21 protein-coding genes are annotated in these 21,954 nt (G+C 36.4%); 4 read left to right on the forward strand and 17 right to left on the reverse strand.

Annotated features, from left to right (window positions below; genetic code table 11):
• Positions 1-86 precede the first annotated feature (86 nt).
• The 5 genes from CGC58_RS04700 to CGC58_RS04720 all read right to left on the reverse strand — a co-directional run bounded on the left by CGC58_RS04700 (position 87) and on the right by CGC58_RS04720 (position 3,928).
• Positions 87-269: a CAL67264 family membrane protein gene (locus tag CGC58_RS04700; RefSeq protein WP_026193871.1), complete on the reverse strand. Its 183-nt coding sequence runs from the start codon at positions 267-269 to the stop codon at positions 87-89.
• Between the two features lie 12 nt (positions 270-281).
• A complete protein-coding gene (locus CGC58_RS04705; RefSeq protein WP_095895427.1) occupies positions 282-1,019 on the reverse strand; it encodes a hypothetical protein in 738 nt (245 codons plus the stop codon).
• A 38-nt stretch (positions 1,020-1,057) separates the two neighbouring features.
• The gene (locus tag CGC58_RS04710; RefSeq protein ID WP_095895429.1) at positions 1,058-2,212 is read right to left on the reverse strand and encodes a 5-(carboxyamino)imidazole ribonucleotide synthase; all 1,155 of its coding nucleotides are present in this window, start codon (positions 2,210-2,212) and stop codon (positions 1,058-1,060) included.
• Positions 2,213-2,263: 51 nt separating this feature from the next.
• Entirely contained in the window at positions 2,264-2,941 is a 678-nt protein-coding gene (locus CGC58_RS04715) for a metal-dependent hydrolase (RefSeq protein WP_095895430.1), read from the reverse strand.
• A gap of 87 nt (positions 2,942-3,028) precedes the next feature.
• The gene (locus CGC58_RS04720; protein ID WP_095895432.1) at positions 3,029-3,928 is read right to left on the reverse strand and encodes a 1,4-dihydroxy-2-naphthoate polyprenyltransferase; all 900 of its coding nucleotides are present in this window, start codon (positions 3,926-3,928) and stop codon (positions 3,029-3,031) included.
• A 461-nt stretch (positions 3,929-4,389) separates the two neighbouring features.
• On the opposite strand from CGC58_RS04720, the gene accD reads away from it, so the two are divergent.
• The 3 genes from accD to CGC58_RS04735 are packed head-to-tail and all read left to right on the forward strand — an operon-like array spanning position 4,390 to position 7,250.
• Entirely contained in the window at positions 4,390-5,244 is an 855-nt protein-coding gene (gene accD / locus CGC58_RS04725; RefSeq protein ID WP_095895434.1) for an acetyl-CoA carboxylase, carboxyltransferase subunit beta, read from the forward strand.
• 12 nt (positions 5,245-5,256) lie between these two features.
• Positions 5,257-6,291 carry a diphosphomevalonate/mevalonate 3,5-bisphosphate decarboxylase family protein gene (locus tag CGC58_RS04730; RefSeq protein WP_095895436.1) on the forward strand — a complete coding sequence of 345 codons (1,035 nt, stop codon included), beginning with the start codon at positions 5,257-5,259 and terminating at the stop codon, positions 6,289-6,291.
• A gap of 8 nt (positions 6,292-6,299) precedes the next feature.
• Entirely contained in the window at positions 6,300-7,250 is a 951-nt protein-coding gene (locus CGC58_RS04735) for a mevalonate kinase family protein (RefSeq protein WP_095895437.1), read from the forward strand.
• Positions 7,251-7,301: 51 nt separating this feature from the next.
• Here the strand turns inward: CGC58_RS04735 and bioD are convergent, their stop codons facing one another.
• Genes bioD through CGC58_RS04755 form a run of 4 tightly spaced genes read right to left on the reverse strand, consistent with a single transcriptional unit; the run spans position 7,302 to position 11,703 of the window.
• The gene (bioD, locus tag CGC58_RS04740) at positions 7,302-7,922 is read right to left on the reverse strand and encodes a dethiobiotin synthase (protein WP_095895439.1); all 621 of its coding nucleotides are present in this window, start codon (positions 7,920-7,922) and stop codon (positions 7,302-7,304) included.
• A gap of 12 nt (positions 7,923-7,934) precedes the next feature.
• On the reverse strand, positions 7,935-9,089 hold the full coding sequence (locus CGC58_RS04745; protein ID WP_095895441.1) for an aminotransferase class I/II-fold pyridoxal phosphate-dependent enzyme: 1,155 nt from the start codon (positions 9,087-9,089) through the stop codon (positions 7,935-7,937).
• 5 nt (positions 9,090-9,094) lie between these two features.
• Positions 9,095-10,405: a tRNA lysidine(34) synthetase TilS gene (gene tilS, locus CGC58_RS04750; protein ID WP_095895443.1), complete on the reverse strand. Its 1,311-nt coding sequence runs from the start codon at positions 10,403-10,405 to the stop codon at positions 9,095-9,097.
• 47 nt (positions 10,406-10,452) lie between these two features.
• Entirely contained in the window at positions 10,453-11,703 is a 1,251-nt protein-coding gene (locus tag CGC58_RS04755) for an aspartate kinase (protein WP_095895445.1), read from the reverse strand.
• Positions 11,704-11,948: 245 nt separating this feature from the next.
• Here CGC58_RS04755 and CGC58_RS04760 point away from each other — a divergent pair, with 245 nt between their 5' ends.
• Positions 11,949-12,332 (forward strand): DUF423 domain-containing protein, encoded by a 384-nt coding sequence (locus CGC58_RS04760; protein WP_095895448.1) that lies wholly within the window; start codon positions 11,949-11,951, stop codon positions 12,330-12,332.
• Between the two features lie 79 nt (positions 12,333-12,411).
• On the opposite strand, the gene CGC58_RS04765 is transcribed toward CGC58_RS04760, so the two are convergent.
• From CGC58_RS04765 to CGC58_RS04800, 8 genes are all read right to left on the reverse strand, one after another.
• Positions 12,412-13,614 (reverse strand): quinol:cytochrome C oxidoreductase, encoded by a 1,203-nt coding sequence (locus CGC58_RS04765; RefSeq protein WP_095895451.1) that lies wholly within the window; start codon positions 13,612-13,614, stop codon positions 12,412-12,414.
• A 25-nt stretch (positions 13,615-13,639) separates the two neighbouring features.
• On the reverse strand, positions 13,640-14,209 hold the full coding sequence (locus CGC58_RS04770) for a c-type cytochrome (protein WP_095895452.1): 570 nt from the start codon (positions 14,207-14,209) through the stop codon (positions 13,640-13,642).
• Positions 14,210-14,214: 5 nt separating this feature from the next.
• The gene (locus tag CGC58_RS04775) at positions 14,215-14,739 is read right to left on the reverse strand and encodes a DUF3341 domain-containing protein (protein WP_095895454.1); all 525 of its coding nucleotides are present in this window, start codon (positions 14,737-14,739) and stop codon (positions 14,215-14,217) included.
• Positions 14,732-16,138, reverse strand: coding sequence for an NrfD/PsrC family molybdoenzyme membrane anchor subunit (gene nrfD, locus CGC58_RS04780; protein WP_095895456.1), 1,407 nt, complete (start codon positions 16,136-16,138; stop codon positions 14,732-14,734). Before nrfD ends, CGC58_RS04775 begins: the two co-directional genes overlap by 8 nt.
• Positions 16,139-16,206: 68 nt before the next feature.
• A complete protein-coding gene (locus tag CGC58_RS04785) occupies positions 16,207-16,632 on the reverse strand; it encodes a SlyB protein (RefSeq protein ID WP_095895458.1) in 426 nt (141 codons plus the stop codon).
• Positions 16,633-16,640: 8 nt separating this feature from the next.
• The gene (locus tag CGC58_RS04790; protein WP_095895460.1) at positions 16,641-19,715 is read right to left on the reverse strand and encodes a TAT-variant-translocated molybdopterin oxidoreductase; all 3,075 of its coding nucleotides are present in this window, start codon (positions 19,713-19,715) and stop codon (positions 16,641-16,643) included.
• Between the two features lie 42 nt (positions 19,716-19,757).
• Positions 19,758-21,068, reverse strand: a complete 1,311-nt coding sequence (locus CGC58_RS04795; protein ID WP_198540757.1) for a c-type cytochrome — start codon at positions 21,066-21,068, stop codon at positions 19,758-19,760.
• Positions 21,069-21,357: 289 nt separating this feature from the next.
• Positions 21,358-21,954, reverse strand: coding sequence for a peroxiredoxin-like family protein (locus tag CGC58_RS04800; protein ID WP_095895462.1), 597 nt, complete (start codon positions 21,952-21,954; stop codon positions 21,358-21,360).

A 21,954-nucleotide genomic window follows, 5' to 3' on the forward strand; every position in this document is an offset into this window, starting at 1 on the left:
TTTAGAATTTTCATATTTGATGTGCTAAAATTATAAAAACACATCGAAAAACACAAAAAAACAATGATATTTTTTTATCTTTAAACCTAAACTCTTCCCTTTAAAGCGTTGAATACCCAAGCAATAGCAAAAAAACCTACGCCTACAGCCGCAAAGCCAAATCCTGCGATATCATCATATCGGAAGGCTCCTAAAGCTATGAGTCCCACCCCTACAACAATCATTATAAGTGTGGCGTATCCTAAAACAGTATTTTTATTCATTGACATAATTCACTCTTTTTAAAAGTATTCTATTTTTCTTTCTGTGACAACTCTTTCAACATCATAAATACGCTCAGTGCGTTGCGTCCAGTTGCCTTTTGAATCGTATTTGTAGGAGAAAATTTTTTGCCCATAAAGCTGATTCCCTTCTCCGTAGTAATTTTCTTCGATAATGTTATTTTTGTCGTCGTAAACGTACTTCAAAAGAACTTTCTTTCCCTCCTTATCCTCAAATCTTTTTTCCGAAACGTTGCTTTTTGCATCATAAACAATTTCTTGTCTTAATAAGAAAGCACCATCAGCAGTTAAGGATAACTCATTGATTTTGTTTCCCTTTTCATCATACGAAGCAACTTGCTTTCCTGTGAGTTTTCCTGAGGCATCATAACCTAAAACTTCCTCTTTCTGAACTTTAGCTTCGTAAATGTACTTTAAAACTTCTTCTACTTGATTCTTTTCATTTAGAATTTCAACTTTTGTCAGATGGTTTTTATCATCATAAAAATAACGCCAGCTTGCAGAGGTTTTCCCCTCATTTGTAAATCTTCGACCGGAAATTTTAAATCCTTTGTCGTTATATTTTTCTTGTGTATTGAAGTTGGACAGAGCCTCCTTTTTACCTTCGTTACCAACGTACCGATATGCAATGCTTTCCACGGATTTTACTTTTCCTTTCAGATTTTCTTTTTGCCAATCTGTTTTGAGATTTTGCCCAAAAGCAACAGCTGAAATTAGAAATACTAACAATATTCTCATCTGATGATGTATAAAAAACGTTTTTGACAACTTCTAAATTATTCGCTAATTACCAAAATGGTTTCCTTTACCTTTTGGGCTGTTTCCCTTGCTTTGGAAACGTTCTCATCAACAATGGTAACGTGTCCCATCTTTCGGAAAGGCCTCGTCTCTCGTTTTCCGTAAATATGTGGTGTAACGCCGTCCATAGCCATAATTTTTTCAATATTCTTATAAACTACATTACCTTTGTAGCCTTCTGCTCCAACCAAATTCACCATAACTCCAGCCACTTTGCTATCAGTTCTGCCCAATGGAAGATTCAAAATAGCACGCAAATGCTGTTCAAACTGGCTTGTGTAGGAAGCTTCAATGCTGTAATGACCCGAATTGTGAGGACGCGGAGCCACTTCATTGACCAAAATTTCATCATCTTGAGTTTGAAACATTTCTACAGCCAAAAGACCCGTAATTTTGAGAGCATCAGCCACTTGAAGAGCTACTTTCCGAGCCTTTTCAGCTACTTCGTTCGCAATCCGAGCCGGGCAAATCACATATTCAACCTGATTGGCTTCAGGATGGAATTCCATTTCTACAACAGGATATGTTTTTATCTCTCCTTTCGGGTTGCGAGCCACTATTACAGCCAATTCATTTTTAAAAGGAATCATCACTTCAGCAATACATTCTGTATCAGCAATGTTCGCTAAATCTTCCGTTGTACGGACAACCTTTACTCCATTTCCATCGTAACCAAAACGAGTACTTTTCCAAACAAAAGGAAACTGAACTTTGCCTTCTGTAACTGCCTGATTTAATTCTTCTTTCGAAGCAAAAGTTTCGAAACTTGCTGTCGGGATGTTGTTTTTTTTATAAAATTTTTTCTGAAATCCTTTATTTTGAATGATTCTCAAACTCTCTGCCGAAGGATATACTTTTATTCCCTCTTTTTCCAACTGCTCAAGAGCATCAACATTCACGTTTTCAATTTCAATGGTAAGAACATTCACATTTTTACCGAATTTGTAAACCGCTTCATAATCATTCAAATCCCCTTGAAAGAACTCATTACAAGCCAAACGACTCGGAGCATCGGCACTGGAATCTAGTACGTGCGTTTTAATATCATACTTTCGGGTTTCGGAAAGTAACATCTTACCCAATTGCCCTCCTCCTAATATACCCAAAGTAAAATCTGATGAAAAGTAATTCATTTTAAATTAATTGCAAAGTAATTCTGAATAAAAAATAAGAAAGATACTCCATTAAATTGTGATAGTTCTGCCTATTTCAAGCAACAAAAGCTCCTTTCCTTTGGCTTTAAAACTGCGTTTTGCCAATTCGTGGTCAAGCTTAATGTAGCTGAAAGTGTCGTAGTTTACGCCCAGCACCCTATTACATTTTACAAAATCAGAGGCCATAACAGCGTCTTCTATGTCCATTGTGAAGTTACCACCGATTGGCAACACAGCAAAATCTATCTTATGACGCACCGGAATAAGCTGCATATCAAAGTGCAACGCCGTATTCCCAGCTATGTAAACAGTTTTTTCAGGTGTTTTCAAAACAAAACCTCCCGCACAACCTCCTGCTTTCCCATCAGGAAACGTTGAAGAATGCAAGGCTTGTACAAATTTCAAATGTCCAAACGGAAAATCAAACGAACCGCCCAAATTCATAGGATGCCCATCAAATCCCAAATTGTAATAATTTTCAACTATTTCAAAGTTTGAAATAATTTTTGCTCTGGTTCTGCTTGCGATGGCTTCAACATCCATTGTATGATCTTGATGAGCATTGGTTATCAAGATGTAATCAGCTTTTATTTGATCAACGTTAATGTGTTTTGCGAAAGGGTTTCCTGAAATGAAAGGGTCAACCAAAAGATTTATATCCTCTGTTTTTATTCCAATACAAGAATGTCCGTAAAAAGTTATTTCCATAGTATTTTTAACATCTATGAGATAAAAGTAAATGTATTTGAGTGATTAAATATAAAATATCAAGTTAAAATATCTTTGCTGGCGAAATTACAAAATTTGTGCAATGAAAAATAACAATGCTAAAAAAAAAGTACTCAATGCCACAATTTTCAATTCTTTATCTAAATCTTTCAAGTTTTTATTCCGTTTAACAGATAGTAAATGAATCACCAACGGAAAAAAAGCTATCATATAAAGCAACTGCCAACGCACCTGAAAGTTCAAAATCGAAAAAGCCATCATACACAACATAGCCAAAACTACCAAATAATAATGGTAATATTTAGCCAAATCAATTCCCATTTTTACCACCAACGTATTCTTGCCTACAGCCTTATCATTTTCATAATCACGCATATTATTGAGGTTCAAAACTGCAACACTTAGCAGCCCAACTGCCGTAGCGGGTAAAAATATTTTCCAATTCAACTGATGCACATACAAAAAATACGAACCAAGCACACTTACCAATCCAAAGAAAATAAAGACAAACACATCTCCCAATCCTCTGTAACCATAAGCTGATTTTCCCACCGTGTATTTGATTGCCGCCACCACACAAAGCACTCCTAAAAGAAAGAAAATCAGCGTATATAACAGATTTTCCTCTCCAAAGGAAACATAAATTAATGCAATTGCCAAAAGTACTGAAAACAAAGCCGTTACCACAACGACAAACTTCATTTGTTTCCGAGTTACTTTTCCACTTTGCAAAGCCCTCTCAGGACCAACACGATTTTCGTTATCCGTACCCTTTACTCCATCACCATAATCATTTGCAAAATTAGAAAGCACCTGAAAAAGAATCGTTGTTAAAAGTGCCAACAAAAAAACCTCCCATCGGAAGTAGCCTGCACGAAACGCCAAAGCACTCCCCATAATAATCCCCGAAACAGAAAGAGGCAATGTCCGCAATCGAGCAGCTTTTATATATGTTCGTAGTTTCATTTATTTCCTTAAATCGAAGTTGAAAAATTCACAATTCTTTACTTTTCCTCTGCAAAACGACTTTTGTACAAAAAGCATCAATTTTACAAAACACCCAAGCCTTCTCATCACGTAATCATAAGAGAACCAGCAATTTCAACCTCTTTTGAATTTCATTTTTTTGATATTGCAAAGGTAGAAAATATAAATGAATAAAAAAATTCATTTTCTTGAACAAAAGAAACAAATCTGTAAAATTTCACTGATTTTAACACCCAAAAATCAAAAACTAATAAAACAAACGAAGATATCTTCCTAAAAAATTAATTTATTTAAAAGAAATTCTTTAAAAAACTTAAAAATCAGCAAAATAATTCGTTTCTAAAATTTTAACATTATGGCGGATTATATTTCTCAAATGTTAATTCTGTTTTCAAATTCATTTTTTTTTCATACTTTTGTCCGACAAATACAGAGAGATTATGTCTTGGTTTAAAAGAACAGCAAAAGGAATACAGACCTCTACTGAGGAAAAGAAAGATATACCCAAAGGATTATGGTACAAGTCCCCAAGCGGAAACATCGTTGATAATGAAGCACTTGAGACAAACTACTTTGTAAGTCCTGAAGATGATTACCACGTAAGGATAGGAAGCAAAGAATATTTCCAAATTCTATTCGACAATAACGAATTCAAAGAACTTGATGCCAACTTATCTTCCAAAGACCCTTTGGAATTTGTTGATACAAAATCGTACGCAACACGCCTAAAAGAAGCAGAGCAAAAAACAGGTTTGAAAGACGCCGTTCGCACTGCTGTTGGCAAGTCGAAAGGAGAAAAAATCGTGATTGCTTGTATGGATTTTGCTTTCATCGGTGGTTCGATGGGAAGTGTGGTAGGTGAGAAAATTTCGCGAGCAATTGGGTACGCCATCAAACACAAGTTACCTTTCCTAATGATTTCAAAATCAGGAGGAGCCAGAATGATGGAAGCCGCACTTTCGTTGATGCAAATGGCTAAAACTTCTGTGAAATTGGCTCAGTTGGATGAAGCAAAATTACCTTATATTTCGCTTTGTACCGACCCAACCACTGGAGGAACAACCGCCTCTTACGCGATGCTTGGCGATATCAACATTGCCGAACCTGGGGCGTTGATTGGCTTTGCCGGTCCGCGAGTAGTGAAAGACACCACAGGACAAGATTTGCCTGAAGGATTCCAAACTGCGGAATTTGTTTTGGAACACGGCTTCTTGGATTTCATTGTAAATCGTAAGCAATTGAAAGACAAGGTGAATTTATACATCGATTTGGTAATGAATCGCCCAATACGATAAAGAAGAAAATAAATGAACGATAAAAATTTTGTTTCTTGGAAGGCACCGAGTAATATTGCTTTGGTCAAATATTGGGGAAAACTTGCGGGGCAAATTCCTGCAAATCCTTCCATTAGCTTTACACTAACAAACTGTTATACAGAAACTTCAGTTCATTTTGAAAAATTAGAAAATCCTTCTAACGATTTTCAATTCGATTTCTTTTTTGAAAAACAACCCAAACCGTCTTTTCATCCGAAAATAGTTACTTTTTTCAATCGGATTTACGAATATTTGCCGTTTTTGAAGGATTATCGGTTTGAGATATACTCGGAAAATTCCTTCCCGCACAGTAGCGGAATTGCTTCTTCAGCAAGTGCTATGGCTGCACTATCGGTGTGCTTAATGCAGATTGAAAAACAATTAAATCCTAATATTTCAGAAAAGGATTTCTGGCAAAAAGCCTCATTTTTAGCACGATTAGGCTCGGGAAGTGCCTGCCGAAGTACACAAGGAAGCGTTGTGGTTTGGGGAGAGCATAAATCTATCCCAAACAGTTCCAACCTTTACGGAATAATGTATCCGTTTGAAATTCACGATGTTTTCAAAAATTATCAGGATACAGTTTTGCTCATCGATAAGGGGCAAAAACAAGTGAGCAGTTCTGTTGGTCACGATTTGATGCACAACCATCCTTTTGCCGAAAAACGCTTCGAGCAAGCCCACAGAAATATTGACCGCCTTATCAGTGCTTTTGCTCAGGGAGATTTGAATGAATTCATCGAAGTTGTTGAAAGTGAGGCACTAACGCTACACGCAATGATGATGACCAGTCTTCCTTATTTTGTACTAATGAAACCTAACACTTTAGAAGTCATTCAACGCATTTGGAAATTCCGTCAGGAAACCAAAGTTCCCGTTTGCTTTACTTTAGATGCAGGAGCCAACGTACACGTTTTGTACCCCGATTCGTACAAAAATGAAGTTTTGCAATTTATTAAAGATGAATTGATTGCATTTTGCGAAAACAATCAGTATATTTGCGACCGATTAAACTCAAACTACTAAATCTGAATATGAAAAGACCTCTATTTTACTCAAAAATCTTACTTTTTGGAGAATATGGTATCATCAAGGATTCCAAGGGATTAGCCATACCGTATAACTTTTATAACGGAGCGCTGAAAATGCCTGACCAAATAAGTGAAGACAAAAAAGCCGAAGCCGAAAAATCAAACCAAGCTTTAGCTAAATTTGCTCTTCATTTGGAAAAATTATCCTCAGAAAATCCTGAAATTGTTAGCTTTGACATCGAACAACTAAAGAAAGACATCAACGACGGAATGTTTTTCGATAGCAGTATTCCACAAGGGTATGGCGTAGGAAGTAGCGGGGCGTTGGTGGCTGCTATTTACGACCAGTACGCACATAATAAAATCACTGTTTTGGAAAACTTGACCCGGGAGAAACTTTTGCAATTGAAAACCATTTTCGGGAAAATGGAAAGCTTTTTTCACGGAACTTCCTCAGGATTAGACCCTTTAAACAGTTATTTAAGTCTGCCTATTCTCATCAATTCCAAAGATAATATTGAACCTACGGGAATTCCTTCGCAGGCTGTAAATGGCAAAGGGGCTGTATTTTTGCTTGATAGTGGTGTTGTGGGAGAAACCGCCCCAATGGTGAGGATTTTTATGGAAAATATGAAGAATGAGGCTTTCCAAAGTATGTTAAAAACGCAATTCATCAAATATACAGATGCTTGCATTGATGACTTTTTGAAAGGAAATGTTAAATCACTCTTCAAGAATGTAAAAAAACTTTCCAAAGTGGTATTAAATAATTTCAAACCGATGATTCCGGCAGAATTTCATACGCTTTGGAAAAAAGGTATCGACACAGGCGATTACTTCCTAAAACTCTGTGGTTCAGGAGGTGGAGGCTATATTTTAGGATTCACAGAAGACTTGGAAAAAGCAAAGAAAACGCTATCCGGACACAAAATAGAAGTTGTTTATCAATTTTAAAATATTAAAAATCTCTGAATAGAATTTATTCAGAGATTTTATTTTTGTATTTTATTCTTCCAAAGTTAGTTTCAATTTATCAGCGTAGTACGAAATCACATTTTTATCAAAATACGGCTCTTCATCTATTCGCCCGAGGAATTTTGCTCCTGTTTTTTTCAAAATAATACTTTCAGAGGATTTATTTTCCTTTCCACTGAAAATAATTCCACAAACAGGTAAGTTTCTGTGTTTCAGAGCCTCATAAGTAAGTAAGGTGTGATTGATACTTCCTAAATAATGCCGAGAAACTATAATAATTTTATCCGAAGGCAAAATTAAATCAGCTATAGTATCTGTTTGATTTAGAGGGACTAAAAGACCTCCCGCCCCCTCTATAACCAAGTGATTATCAGTATCGGGGCGTTTTATTTTTTTTATATCTATCGAAATACCGTCCAATTCGGCAGAAAGATGCGGACTTGCAGGCGTATTCAAAGCATAAGAACTACTATGAAAAAGCGTTTTATTATTAGAAATCAATCTTTTAACTTTATGCGTATCCGAATTTTCCAAGTCTCCTGCTTGGATAGGCTTCCAATAATCGGCTTGCAAAGCCTCCGTAATAATAGCGGAAACAATTGTTTTCCCCACATCGGTCGATATTCCTGTGATAAAATAAGTGTTTTTCATTTGCGAAATATTTTAAGTAAGAAACTGATTATGAAAGACATCAAAAAAAGTTGAAATTTCTTCTTCCGTATTAAAACTATGCAGACATATCCGCAATCGTTCCTGACCCTCCGGAACTGTTGGCGAAAGAATCGGAATCACTCCAAATCCTTCTTTCTGAATATTTTGAGCTATCTTTTTCACAAAATCATTTCCGGACAAAATAACTGCTTGTATTGCCGAATCGGAAGGAATGAACGGATATTTTTTTGATGTTTTTTGCTGAAATTCTTTGATTTTTCTTTTAAAAAAAGTAATGTTCTGATGTAATATATCAATGGATTCCGTGCTCTGTAACTGTCTATAACCCGCCAAAATTGTGGCGACACTATGCGGCGACATTGCGGTAGTGTATATAAACGAACGAGCAAAATTCACTAAATAATCTCTCAAAATTTCACTTCCCAAAACTGACGCCCCGTGACATCCCAACGCTTTCCCGTAAGTCACAATTCTCGCAAAAATGTCATTTTCCAATCCTAAATGTTGCACCAATCCGCAACCTTGACTCCCGAAAACTCCCAATGCGTGTGCTTCATCAACAATTAAAAAAGCATTGTGCTTTTTAACTAATTCATTCATTTCCAACAAATCAGGAGAATCACCATCCATAGAAAAAACAGATTCCGTAACAACAAATACAGAATTCTCACCATTTGAGAATTTTTCCAATATTTTTTTCAAATCTTCCAAGTCATTATGTTTGAATTTGTAAGATTTTGCCAAACTCATTGAAATTCCATCACGAATTGAAGCGTGAATGTAGCTGTCGTACAAAACCACATCTCCACGTTCCGGAACGCAGGAAAAAAAACCTACATTAGCGTCATACCCCGAATTAAAAAGCAAAGCAGAAGCCGAATTGTGAAACTTTTTTATCTCATTTTCAGCTATTTCAAACAATGAAAAATTTCCGGAAATCAGACGTGAACCCGTGGCTCCGTACTGAAAATCAGCCTCTGATAAAATACGTTCAACTTCCATTTTTATTTCTTCCGATTTTGAAAATCCTATATAATCATTCGAGTAAAAATCAACTTGAAATTGATTGGTTTTCAGTATTCGGAAAGCATTTTTTTCTTTTCTTTCAGCCAGTTTTCGAGTTATGTGTTTAGGAATTCTATTCATCTTAATTATTCATCATAACTGATTATCAATACTTTTTGAGTTTTTTCTGTAACTCTGAAACGGTTATCCAAACGCTTGCCAACAACCCAAACAACATCACTACCCGAGCAAAGCAACCATTGTTCTTCTTTCTCAAAAATAGAATATTTTTCGTCTTTGAAAAACTTACTCAATTTCTTTTTCTGATTCATTCCAAAAGGATAGAAAAAATCTCCCTCCTGTTTATGTCGCAATAAGATTGGGAATTTTAGTAAATCGGCATTAATAAAAATTTTTTCTTTGTCAAATACATCAATTTCCTCATTATCAATTATTTGAAATTTCAATGAGATAGGTGAATTTATTTCAGATGTATCTTTATTTATTTCATAAATTTTTTCAGTTTTTTCTTCCTTTTCCTTCAAAACAAGAAAATTTCTATCTTTTAAAAGAATATGTGTAGCCGAAAAAAGCTTTTTTCCGGTTTCTGCTTCCAAAATTTGCTTTAAATCTCGGATATTATTGAAATTATACGGATATAACAACTTGTACAGCACAAAATCCGATTGATAATTTCGTTTTAATACTTCGATGTGAATTTTAATCTGACTTTTTTCCTCAATAAAACACTCTTTCTTGATATTCTGAATAAAAAAATCAATGAATTGAGCAGATTGAGCAAGAAAAAATTGTGTTTTTTCAAAATTTTTAAGAAATGTAGGATGTATTTCCTTTAAAACGGGAACAATATTATGCCGAATTTTATTTCTGAGGTATTTGTCACTCGCATTAGAACTATCTTCTCGCCATAAAAGTCGGTTTTCCTCAGCAAATTCAAGAATTTCTTGTCGAGAAAATGGCAACAACGGACGAATAATTTTTCCATTTCTCTGCGGAATTCCCAGCAAACCATCTAATCCCGTTCCTCTGGAAAGATTTATAATAAAGGTCTCTATGTTGTCATCAGCGTGATGGGCGGTGGCTATGAAATCACATTCATTCTCCAAGGCGACCTCTTCAAACCAATCATAACGTAATTTACGAGCTGCAAGTTGTGTATTCAACTGATTTTCAGAAGAAAATTTTTGAGTATCAAAACATTTAACAAAAGTTTTTACATTCAGTCTCTTCCCAAATTCTTTTACAAGAGCCTCATCTTCATTGCTTTCATCATCTCGCAACTGAAAATTGCAATGCCCCAAAACAATTTCAATCTTCAACTGATGCAGTAAATAAGCAAGTACAACACTATCCACTCCGCCACTAATAGCAACCAAAATTCGCTTATTTTCAAGATTAAATACTCTTTCAATATGTTCTCTGAAGCGATTTTTCATAAATTATTATGCTATAATTGCTTTTACGGTTGTTTTAAAGCTCCTTTTTATCCTAAAACAACAAGTTGAACCGTATTTTGAAGTACTTGTTTCAGCAAAACTTCTTTATTTGATTCAATTTCTTTAATAGATTGTTCTGTTGCGTGACGAACTGTGTACAAATCTACATTTTCAAATACAGAAACTTTGAATCTTGCTTTCAATTTCTCCAATAAATCCGAAAGAGTATCAAATTTATTATCAACACAAACCGAAAAACTAATAGCCGAGTTCTGAATCACACTAACCTTCATTTTTGCATCGTGCAGAAGCTTGAAAATATAACTGATATTTTCCTCAACGATGAAAGAAAAATCAAGCGATGATAATGAGATTAAAACTTGTCCTTTTTTCAGGATAAAGCAAGAAACTTTAGGCTCCAATTCCGCCACATTACAAACTGAACTTCCTGAATATGTGGGATTTACGAATGATTTCACAAATAAAGGAATTTCTTTTCGTTGTAATGGCTGAAGCGTTTTGGGATGAATCACCGAAGCTCCGTAAAAAGCAAGCTCAATGGCTTCTTTATAAGGGATTTTGTGTAACAATTCGGTTTTTTCAAAGTAACGAGGATCTGCATTAAGCACTCCGGGAACGTCCTTCCAAATAGTCACACTTTCGGCATCCAAGCAGTAAGCAAAAATAGCCGCCGTATAATCCGAACCCTCTCTGCCTAAAGTTGTTGTGAAAAAGTTAGAATCACTTCCCATAAAACCTTGAGTTATATTCAAAAGCGATTTATTCACATTATTTACAATATTTTCCTGCGTATCCTCCCAATTAACTGTTGCATCACGGAAATTGCTATCAGTTTTTATCAAATTTCGAACGTCAAGCCACGTGTTTTTAATACCGCAATCATTCAAATATTGGCTGATAATCGTGGTTGAAATCAATTCGCCAAAACTGACTACTTGGTCATACACAAAACTATGTTTGGGTGATTTATTTCTCTCCAAAAAAGATATCAATTCGGCAAATAATCCATCTACTTTCCAATAAACCGGATGATTTTCGTTAGAAAACAAATCACGAATAATCTCATAATGAAAGTTTTTAACCAAATCAATGCTTTCTTGGAGGTTTTTCTTCTCAAAATAACTACGAACAACTACCTCTAAGGCATTTGTAGTTTTTCCCATCGCCGAAATTATAATCAATGTATCGGAATACCCGACCATTTCCAAGATTTTTGCTACATTTTTTACACCTGCCGCATCCTTTACCGATGCCCCGCCAAATTTGAATATTCTCATAATCTGTAAAAATAAAAATAATATTTCAAGAAATTCACTCTCTTGAGATTATTTATTAAACAATATCATTTCGAACCACAAAAATATGCAAAATTCTTTTTAGCGTAAGAATTTTATTGAAAAATAATCACTGATGATTCTTCTTGAAATAATTTTTAAACACAGATTAATTATAATCATTCAAAAAAATACTATAACTTTGTGGCTTACAAAAAATTATCTACAAATTATAAATTCTACATAAAATGAAAAAGAAGATTATTATTGTGGCTCTTGTATTCGGACTTACATCCATAATTTTAGGAGCTTTCGGTGCTCACTCGCTAAAGAAACATCTTACTGAGGAAGCTCTTTCCAGCTTTGAAGTAGGCGTTCGCTACCAAATGTACCACGCTTTATTCCTATTATTCTTATCGACTATGGACGGAATTTCGGAAAAAATCAGGAAATCTGCCTTTATCGCAATGGTTTTGGGAGTTTTATTTTTCTCGGGTTCTATTTATCTACTTTCCACAGAGAATATTACTTCCATAAACATTAGGTCATTTGCCTTGATAACTCCTTTAGGCGGATTGCTTTTAATGCTGGGATGGGTACTTTTATTAATTGGCTTTTTAAAGAAGAAATAAATTCAATTTAAAAAAATCTTATTACCTATAAAAAGAAAAACCATAGCTTAGCTATGGTTTTATTATTTTATTTTCAATCCTAATAATGGAAATGTTTACTTTCCTCAATAAGCGGATGACGTTTCGGCAATAAAGGAGCTTTTGACAAGGCTGTAAAAGTAACAAAGATAAACAATCCTAAGAAAAGTAAAACAGCCGAAATTTCAGTAATTCCAATGCTCCATTGGTTACCCACAGTAGCAGGCATAATCATAACATAGAAATCAATATAATGACCGATTAAAATTATGACACCTGACACAAATACTAACCAGCTAATGCGTTTGTAATCTGTGTTAATCAATACCAACAATGGGAATATGAAGTTCAAAATCAACATACCGAAGAACAACAAATTGTAATCTCTAATTCGAGCTACATAGTAAACTGTTTCTTCGGAAATATTTGAATACCAAATCAATAAGAATTGAGAAAACCACAAATACGTCCAGAAAATCGAAATACCAAACATAAACTTGGCTAAATCGTGCAAATGGCTACTGTTTACATATTCCAAATACCCTCTGCTTTTTAGGTAAATAGTTATCAAGGCAATAACTGTGATTCCTGAAACAAAGAAACTTGCAAACACATACCATCCGAACAATGTACTGAACCAATGCGGATCAACACTCATAATCCAATCCCAAGACATCATTGACTCCGTAACCAAGAAAAACACCAAAAATCCGGCAGATATTTTAAAGTTTTTCACAAAATTACGGTCATCAGTAGCTGTATCTTGTGCAAGAGAAAACTTTCTTGAAAAGTGACGATACAACACCCAACCAATCATATAAAACGCCGCACGTCCTAAGAAGAAAGGCACATCCAAATAGCCTTGTTTCCCTTGTAACAGAGGATCGTTAGCCACTACACTTTCGTCCATCCAAACAAAAAGGTGATTGAAATGCATCCCTGAAAGTACCAAAAGTGTAAAAACTACCAGCACACCTGGAAATAAATAGGCTGTAATTGCTTCCATAACACGGAAAAGAACCGGTGACCACCCCGCCTGAGCTGCTCTATTGATAGCGTAAAAAGCCAATACCCCTAAAGAAATCAACATAAAAAACAACGCTGCAACATACACCGCTGCCCAGGGTTTGTTATGTAGCATATGCAGAACGTGTTCGTCCTCAGCCGTATGCGGAACCGTTAAAAACCCAACAACAACTCCTATAATCCCTATAACCATAAGAATTATAGAGGTAATTTTTAATTTATTTGAAAATGTGTACATAATCTAAATATCTTTCTTTAGGGAATTATTTTACCAACTCGTCACGTAGTTTTTCTACATACAAAGCCACTTGCCAACGCTCTTTCTCATTAATTTGTGAAGCATAAGAACCCATTGCATTTAGCCCATAGTAAATCACGTGATAAATACCTCCTTGTGTAATTACACGGTTTTTGTCGCCATAACTTGGAACTCCCGCGAATTTTCCTCTCTCTACTAAGATTCCTTTTCCGTCACCTTTTTCTCCGTGACAAACAGCACAGTAAATATCATACAATGCTTTTCCAGCCTCAATATTTGATGCAACATTCAAAGAATCAGCCAATAAAGGATTTTTCAATTCTTCTTTTGCAAGAAGTAAACCCGCTGGTGTATCAGGATATTCATAAGGTTGCCACCCACGTTTGATACTTCCCAAGGCAGGTAATTGAGCTTGCATACTATCCTTAAATGCCCCCGATTGCTGATATGTTTCATATCCAACACTTTCGTACATATTTGGCATAAACTGATAGTTTGGCTCACGTTTATTAAAGCAAGATACTAAAAGTAAAGATACACTGCTGAATAAAGCTATTTTCACTATATTTTTCATATCTCCTATTTTTCTGCTATTTTAATTTCAACAGCTCCTGTTTCTTTCAAAAGTGTTGTTACATCTCCAATATTACTCTCTGTCACAGGCACTTCCATTAAAAAGTGGTCATCTGTGGTTCTTACATCAGGATTTTCAGCTTCTTTGAATGGCCATAATTTACTTCTTAAGTAAAAGGTAATTACCATCAAGTGAGCCGCAAAAAAGACTGTCATCTCAAACATAACCGGCACAAACGCAGGCATATTCTGCAAGAAAGTCATACTTGGCTTACCTCCAATATCTTGTGGCCAGTCTTCAATCATAATGTAATTAACCATCAAAGTTGCTACCGTAAGCCCGATACACCCGTAAACGAATGCCGCAATGGCAATACGCGTAGGCTTTAATCCCATAGCCTTATCCAATCCGTGAACGGGAAAAGGAGTATATATCTCTGCAATGTGATGATTCTTTGCACGGACTTTTTTCACCGCATCCATCAGAATATCATCATCATTATATAATGCTTGTATTACTTTCTTACTCATTGTGGTCGTGGTTAGGATTATTATCTCTTAATTTTTTATATTTCTCTCCTGATGATTTCAAGATTGATTTCACTTCCGCCTGTGCAATTACAGGGAATGTACGTGCGTATAACAAGAACAACACGAAGAAGAATCCGATTGTTCCTATGTAAATTCCTATATCAACAAATGTTGGTGAAAACATCGTCCAAGAAGAAGGAAGGTAATCTCTGTGAAGTGATGTAACGATAATCACGAAACGCTCAAACCACATCCCTACGTTTACCACTAAAGAGATGATAAATGAGAACATAATACTTCTTCTCAGCTTTTTGAACCACATAAATTGAGGCGAGAACACGTTACAAGTCATCATCATCCAATATGCCCAAGCGTAAGGACCCGTTGCACGATTCAAGAAAGCGTATTGCTCGTATTCAACTCCCGAATACCAAGCTACGAAAAGCTCTGTAATATAGGCACAACCCACTATCGAACCTGTAATCATAATTACGATATTCATAAGCTCGATATGTTGAATGGTGATGTAATCCTCAAAATTACATACTTTTCGCATAATAATCAAAAGCGTATTTACCATCGCAAATCCTGAGAAAATCGCACCGGCAACGAAGTAAGGTGGGAAGATGGTTGTATGCCATCCCGGAATTACCGATGTAGCAAAGTCGAATGATACGATGGTGTGTACCGAAAGTACCAAAGGCGTTGCCAAACCTGCCAAAACGAGCGAAACCTCTTCAAAACGTTGCCAATCTTTTGCACGTCCGCTCCACCCGAAACTTACCAAACTATAAATTTTCTTTTGGAAAGGCTTCACGGCTCTGTCACGAAGCATTGCAAAATCAGGAAGAAGCCCTGTCCACCAGAACACTAACGACACGGAAAGATATGTTGAAATCGCAAATACGTCCCATAATAGAGGAGAGTTAAAGTTCACCCACAGCGAACCGAATTGATTGGGAATGGGCATCACCCAATATCCCAACCAAGGACGCCCCATATGAATAAGAGGAAACAAACCTGCTTGCACAACCGAGAAGATTGTCATAGCCTCAGCCGAGCGGTTAATTGCCATTCTCCATTTTTGTCGGAACAACAAAAGTACTGCAGAAATCAGCGTTCCTGCGTGACCAATACCAACCCACCAAACGAAGTTAGTAATATCCCAAGCCCAACCGACTGTTTTGTTTAATCCCCAAGTACCAATACCTTCCGATATAGTGTAAATCATACAACCCAACCCCCAAAGAAAGGCGACCAATGAGATGGAAAACACCGTCCACCACATCTTGTTGGCTTTTCCTTCCACAGGACGAGCAATATCAACCGTAACATCGTGATAGGACTTGTCGCCCGTCACTAAGGGTTTTCGTATAGGTGCTTCGTAATGCGATGCCATATTTTATTATTAAATATTAAAAAAATTAAACTTTTTATTATAAAGATTTTCTAAAAGTGTAGTATGCATCATTTTACTTGATTATCCACAAACTCCACCTTTTTATTAAGACCTTCTATCTTTTTCTGAACTTTTTGAATCTTTCTCTCGATTTTCTGCATTTTTCTGTTGCTCTTCGCTAAACTCCGATTTCTTTTTTCTGCTCTCTTCAAAGCTCTTCTGGCTTGTTTAGCATCTTTAGCTGAAGATGAACCAACTTCGGCAGAAGTAAAATCAGACGTTTTCTTATCTGCCTTAGAATTAACTTTTTCTACTTCAGATTTTAAGCTTTCGTTCTCTATGCGTTCCTTCTCAAGTTCTATTTTAAGACTGTTAAGTTCCGTGTTTAACGCTAAGATTTCTTCTTTAGCCTTCAAACGCTGTAACTCGGGCGATTTAGCACCACCACAGGAAACCAACGCTCCTAAAGTTAATATAAAAATATATTTCTTCATATTTACGACTAAACTTCTTGCGTATTTCTGACCTTAACTTGGTAAACCACATTCGGTCTTGTTCCAATATGCTCTAACAAGTGATAAGCTCTGTCATCAGCAACCAACTTAGCTATATCGCTGTTTTTCTCATTGATATCGCCAAACACCATAGCTCCGGTACCACAAGCTGCCGAACAAGCACAAGCGTTATTGAACTCGCCCTCACGTACTTCACGTCCTTCGTTTTTAGCTTTAAGGATAACCGCTTGCGTCTGTTGAATACAGAATGAACATTTTTCCATTACCCCACGTGAACGAACAACAACATCTGGGTTAAGTACCATTTTACCCAAATCGTTATTCATATGGAAGTCGAACTCGTCATTATTATTGTACAAGAACCAGTTGAAACGACGCACTTTGTACGGACAGTTATTTGCACAGTAACGTGTTCCCACACAACGATTGTAAGCCATATGGTTTTGCCCTTGACGACCATGTGAAGTTGCTGCTACCGGACAAACTGTTTCACAAGGTGCATTATTACAATGCTGACACATAACCGGTTGGAATGCTACTTGAGGATTCTCGGAAGCAACTTCCATTTCTCCGTAAGTAGAAAGAGCAGCACTCAATCCTTTGATACCTTCCTTCGTTTTCAAATCTCCTGCAAAAGTATCATCTGAAGAATAATAGCGGTCGATACGTAACCAATGCATATCTCTTGAACGACGTACTTCCTCTTTTCCGACTACAGGTACGTTATTTTCTGCGTGACAAGCAATCACACAAGCTCCACAACCCGTACAAGCATTAAGGTCAATCGACAAGTTAAAATGATGCCCTGACGAACGGTCAAAAGATTCCCAAAGTGAAACACTTGAAGCCAAAACTTCTTTGTGATCCAAAGAAACAACTGGCTTTTTATTCCACTCTTCAGCCGGTTTTGAATTGAACTCCTCAAGGGTGGTTTCTTTTAAAATATCACCACGTCCCATCAAAGTATTATGCAACTGAATACACGCAAACTCGTGTGTACCATCTGTTTTTGTCAGGCTCTCAACATTTTGTACATTATCGAAGTTATAATAAAGCGGATAAGCATTTACACCTACCTGCATTTCTTTTTTCATACCTTCTACTCTACCATAACCAAAAGCCAAACCTATAGAACCTTTAGCTTGACCTGGTTGAATAAGTACAGGAGCCGTCAAACTAACTCCATTTACAGTAACTTTAGCATAATTTCCATCCAAGGCACCTGTAGCTACGTGCCAGTTTTTAATCCCTAATTGCTTAGCATCAGCTGCTGACATTGTGATGTAATTATCCCAAGTAGTTCTGGTAATCGGGTCGGGAAGCTCTTGCAACCAAGGATTATTTGCTTGCTGTCCGTCACCAATTCCAATTTTAGAATATAGCGTTAATTCAAATCCGTTAGAAGTTGCTTTGGACAAACTTTGAACTGCATCATTAACAGACACTTCTGCCAAAGAAACTATGTTTTCCAAACCTTCTTTAACGAAAGAACCATCGTGCAACGCTTGATTCCATTTTGCTGAACCAAGGATATCGGTTGTCCAGCTTTCCTTTATGAAATCATAATATGTTTTTTCAGAGCCAGACCACTTCAGTAGCGCATCTTGAAACTGACGAGTGTCAAACAACGGACGGATAGTAGGCTGGGTCAATGCGTAATAACCTCTTTTTAGTTCCACATCACCCCAAGACTCCAAATAATGTGGAGCCGCTGCAATATAACTTGTTTTGATAGCAGTTTCATCAGCTTTCATTGAAAAAGAAACTGAAAAATCTACTTTCTCCAAAGCCTTCGCAAACTCACCAGCGTTAAATAGTGTATATAATGGGTTCAGATTGTTGATTATCAAGACACCTACATTTCCATTATTCATATCAGAAATAAGTTGCTTCAACTCTGAAACATTTCCTTTTCTTGTTAAAATAGCAGCTTGAGGATTGAAAGCCTCACTTTGCAATTTCTCATTGATATCCAACACTAATAATTGAGCGTTTTCATCTTGAATTCCTGTTACCACAACAGCTTTTCTACCTGCCTTTTTTACTTGAGCAGCCGCTTTTTTCACAGCTTCTTCAACATTTTCAGGAAGATTTCCGCTCACAGAAACACCATTTAAGTAACCGTAAAATTTAGCTAAAGCCACTTTCTGTTGCGATGGAGTAACCGGAACTCGTTTATCAGCATTCGCTCCCGACAAAGTCATATTTGCCTCAAACTGAATGTGTCGTGACATTTTTCCTTTCACCGGAATGCGTCCTTTGGCGTATCCTCCTTCAAAACCTCCACCTTGCCAATCAGCTATAAAATCCGCACCAAACGAAACTATTACATCAGCCTTAGCAAAATCGTAATCTGCCATCGCACGCACACCATATTTCTTAGCAAATGCAGTTAGCGTAGCTTCTTCAGAAATGGTATCATATTCCACTAACTTCAAAGTAGGAAACTTCTCCTTCAATCCTTCTATAAGTTTGTATGAAGAAGGGCTTGCCAGCGTATGGCTCAAAATGACTATCTGTTTTCCATTTTGTGTAGCTTTTTCCAAAGCTTTGATTGCTTGTGAATCCAAATCAGCCCAAGAAACAGAAGCCCCGCCCTTAGCCATAGGATTTTTCACCCTAAGATTATCATATAATCCTAACACAGAAGCCATTACTCTGGCGTTTACATCAGAGTGCGACTGAGCTTCACGATTATGTTCTATCAGAATTGGACGTCCTTCACGGGTTTTTACAAGAATGCTTGCAAAATCAAAACCATCGGCAATGGTTGTAGCATAATAATCCGCTACCCCAGGACGAATTTGCTCAGGAAGAACCACGTAAGGAACTGCCTTATGAACAGGACCTTCACAAGCTGCTAACGTAGCGGCAGCCGTAGTAAAACCTACATATTTTAAGAAATCACGGCGTGAAGTTGATGACGATTCAAGAGTTGCTTTATCGCCCAAAAACTCATCAACAGGTATTTCTTCTACAAACTCATTCTGTTTCAGTGTATCGAATACCGAATTTTCATTAAGTTCTTCTACACTTTTCCAGTATTTTTTGTTTGATGCCATAGTTATAATCTGAATATTAACTCTTTAAATAATAATTGTAAATTAGTAGTGACATTTACCACATTCCAAACCACCCAACTGAGCGATAGTAAGTTTTTCCACATTAAGTTTTTTAGCAAGCTCTGCGTGAACCTCTTTATAGTTTTGGTAATAACCATTATCCACATTTACCTCTGTTTTTCTGTGGCAATCCACACACCAACCCATTGTAAGGGGAGCGTGCTGATGAACAATTTCCATTTCTTCCACTTTTCCGTGACATTGCTGACATTCCAACCCTGCCACAGTTACGTGTTGTGAGTGATTAAAGTAGGCAAAATCAGGCAGATTATGAATGCGAACCCAGCGTACCGGCTTGGTTTTTCCCGTATATGTAAAGGTTTTCTCATCCCAGCCCACAGCCTCATACAACTTTTTGATTTCATTGGTATAAAACTCTCTTGTGTAACCGTTAGCCAAATCTTCTGCTCCTTTGTATTCCGATATAGTCTCATGGCAATTCATACACACGTTTAACGACGGGATTCCTGCCGTTTTTGAAACACGTGCTGCCGAGTGACAGAATTTACAATCAATCTGGTTATCTCCTGCGTGGATTTTGTGTGAGTAATGAATTGGCTGGATAGGCTCATACCCTTGATTCACATCTATCTGCATTAAATATCCAAAAATAGCATAGGTTGAACCGAACAACAACACCAAAACGGCTGTTACCACTAAAAATGGATTATCTGCAAACGCTTTTGACAAAAGCCCTTCTTTACGTTTTGCAAATTCTTCTGCTGAAATATCCCCATTTGCTATAATTCTCGAAGCATTTCCTAACACAAACAAGATAACAAACAACGCTATTAAAAGCACTGTAATCCCCAAAATAGCCGTAACATACGTTACCGATCTTTCCTTTGCCACCTCTGGGTCTTCCACGATAACTTGTGGAACTTCCTCTTCAGGAACTTCTTGTACAGCAGGAGGATTTGCCGTATATGCCAAAATATCTTCTATATCTTGATGAGAAAGAATTCCCTCATAAGGAGCCATTGGAACTTGATTAAATTCCTCAAAAATAGCTTTTGCATCAGCATCACCCGAAGCGATTAATGCCGCACTATTATTAATCCATTTATGAAGCCATTCGTTAGTTCTTCTCTCAGTCACATCTCCTAATGCAGGGCCAATGGTACGTTTATCCAACTGGTGACAAGCCATACAGTTGGTTTTAAATAAAGTTTCCCCTTTTACAGGGTCACCTTTGGTCGCACCTTCCTGAGCTAAAACTGAAGTTGAAAACAACATCAGCAAGAAGCTAAAAATACTGATATTTAACAATTTATGGTTTTTAACCTTTTTCATATTAAAATATGTTATCTACTATTTTCTGTTGAACTCTCTGATAAACTCATTTATTCAAGTGACAAAAATAGAACATCTTAGGAATATACAAAAAAACTTATTTCTTTTCGAGTTAATTTATATAAATTCTAAATAAATGACTTTTCACATCAATCCAAGCAAGTAATTTTGACAATTTTTCAAGCTATTAATATTTCTATCTCAAAAAATAAAAATCAAAACCTAAGATTTTTAACAACTATGAATTCTTTTAACAATTTTATTACTACTGCTTTTCACAAAATTCCTGTTAGCGAATTTTTCTGAGCTCTTGAATAATTACTTCCGGATTGGCACGTTCTTTATAATTTGGATTTACGTAAGCATAACGTATATTTCCTTTTTTATCAATGACATATGTTGCAGGGACGGGTAATTCTGAAGAATTAGTCCCATTTCGGCTACTCAAATGCAAAGCTTGTTCATAACGTTGTGCCGTCTTGTCATCCAATTTAAAAACGACACCATATAACCTTGCCACTTCATTATTTAAATCTGTAAGAACCTCAAATTCAAGTTTATTCTTTTCTTGAGTTGAAAGACTGTGGTCAGGCAATTCAGGAGTTAAGGCAACTAAACTGGCATTCAATGATTTAAACTCTGGTAATTTTTCCTGCAATTGATTTAAAGCTACATTACAATACGGACACCAGCCTCCTCTGTACCAAGTAATTATCACATTTCCTTTTTCTAACAAAGAGTACAAGGTAACGTCCTCTCCTTTAGCATTTTTTAAAGTGAAATTGATGGCTTTATCACCTACTTTCAGTGCTTTAGAAACATCCTGAGCTTGAGAAGCAACTGATAATAGAAAGAAAATTCCTAAAAATATTTTTTTAACACTCAT

Source organism: Capnocytophaga stomatis, assembly GCF_002302635.1.
GTDB classification, from domain to species: Bacteria; Bacteroidota; Bacteroidia; order Flavobacteriales; family Flavobacteriaceae; genus Capnocytophaga; species Capnocytophaga stomatis.

Coding starts and splice junctions, on each gene's coding strand:
- bioD (WP_095895439.1), bottom strand. CDS start 7,922: ATGAAAAACACTTATTTTATCACAGGAATATCGACCGATGTGGGGAAA.
- CGC58_RS04755 (WP_095895445.1), bottom strand. CDS start 11,703: ATGAGAATATTCAAATTTGGCGGGGCATCGGTAAAGGATGCGGCAGGT.
- CGC58_RS04720 (WP_095895432.1), bottom strand. CDS start 3,928: ATGAAACTACGAACATATATAAAAGCTGCTCGATTGCGGACATTGCCT.
- nrfD (WP_095895456.1), bottom strand. CDS start 16,138: ATGGCATCGCATTACGAAGCACCTATACGAAAACCCTTAGTGACGGGC.
- CGC58_RS04705 (WP_095895427.1), bottom strand. CDS start 1,019: ATGAGAATATTGTTAGTATTTCTAATTTCAGCTGTTGCTTTTGGGCAA.
- CGC58_RS04765 (WP_095895451.1), bottom strand. CDS start 13,614: ATGTACACATTTTCAAATAAATTAAAAATTACCTCTATAATTCTTATG.
- CGC58_RS04785 (WP_095895458.1), bottom strand. CDS start 16,632: ATGAAGAAATATATTTTTATATTAACTTTAGGAGCGTTGGTTTCCTGT.
- CGC58_RS04730 (WP_095895436.1), top strand. CDS start 5,257: ATGAACGATAAAAATTTTGTTTCTTGGAAGGCACCGAGTAATATTGCT.
- CGC58_RS04710 (WP_095895429.1), bottom strand. CDS start 2,212: ATGAATTACTTTTCATCAGATTTTACTTTGGGTATATTAGGAGGAGGG.
- CGC58_RS04795 (WP_198540757.1), bottom strand. CDS start 21,068: ATGAAAAAGGTTAAAAACCATAAATTGTTAAATATCAGTATTTTTAGC.
- CGC58_RS04775 (WP_095895454.1), bottom strand. CDS start 14,739: ATGAGTAAGAAAGTAATACAAGCATTATATAATGATGATGATATTCTG.
- CGC58_RS04790 (WP_095895460.1), bottom strand. CDS start 19,715: ATGGCATCAAACAAAAAATACTGGAAAAGTGTAGAAGAACTTAATGAA.
- CGC58_RS04760 (WP_095895448.1), top strand. CDS start 11,949: ATGAAAAAGAAGATTATTATTGTGGCTCTTGTATTCGGACTTACATCC.
- CGC58_RS04800 (WP_095895462.1), bottom strand. CDS start 21,954: ATGAGTGTTAAAAAAATATTTTTAGGAATTTTCTTTCTATTATCAGTT.
- CGC58_RS04700 (WP_026193871.1), bottom strand. CDS start 269: ATGTCAATGAATAAAAATACTGTTTTAGGATACGCCACACTTATAATG.
- accD (WP_095895434.1), top strand. CDS start 4,390: ATGTCTTGGTTTAAAAGAACAGCAAAAGGAATACAGACCTCTACTGAG.
- CGC58_RS04770 (WP_095895452.1), bottom strand. CDS start 14,209: ATGAAAAATATAGTGAAAATAGCTTTATTCAGCAGTGTATCTTTACTT.
- CGC58_RS04735 (WP_095895437.1), top strand. CDS start 6,300: ATGAAAAGACCTCTATTTTACTCAAAAATCTTACTTTTTGGAGAATAT.
- tilS (WP_095895443.1), bottom strand. CDS start 10,405: ATGAAAAATCGCTTCAGAGAACATATTGAAAGAGTATTTAATCTTGAA.
- CGC58_RS04715 (WP_095895430.1), bottom strand. CDS start 2,941: ATGGAAATAACTTTTTACGGACATTCTTGTATTGGAATAAAAACAGAG.
- CGC58_RS04745 (WP_095895441.1), bottom strand. CDS start 9,089: ATGAATAGAATTCCTAAACACATAACTCGAAAACTGGCTGAAAGAAAA.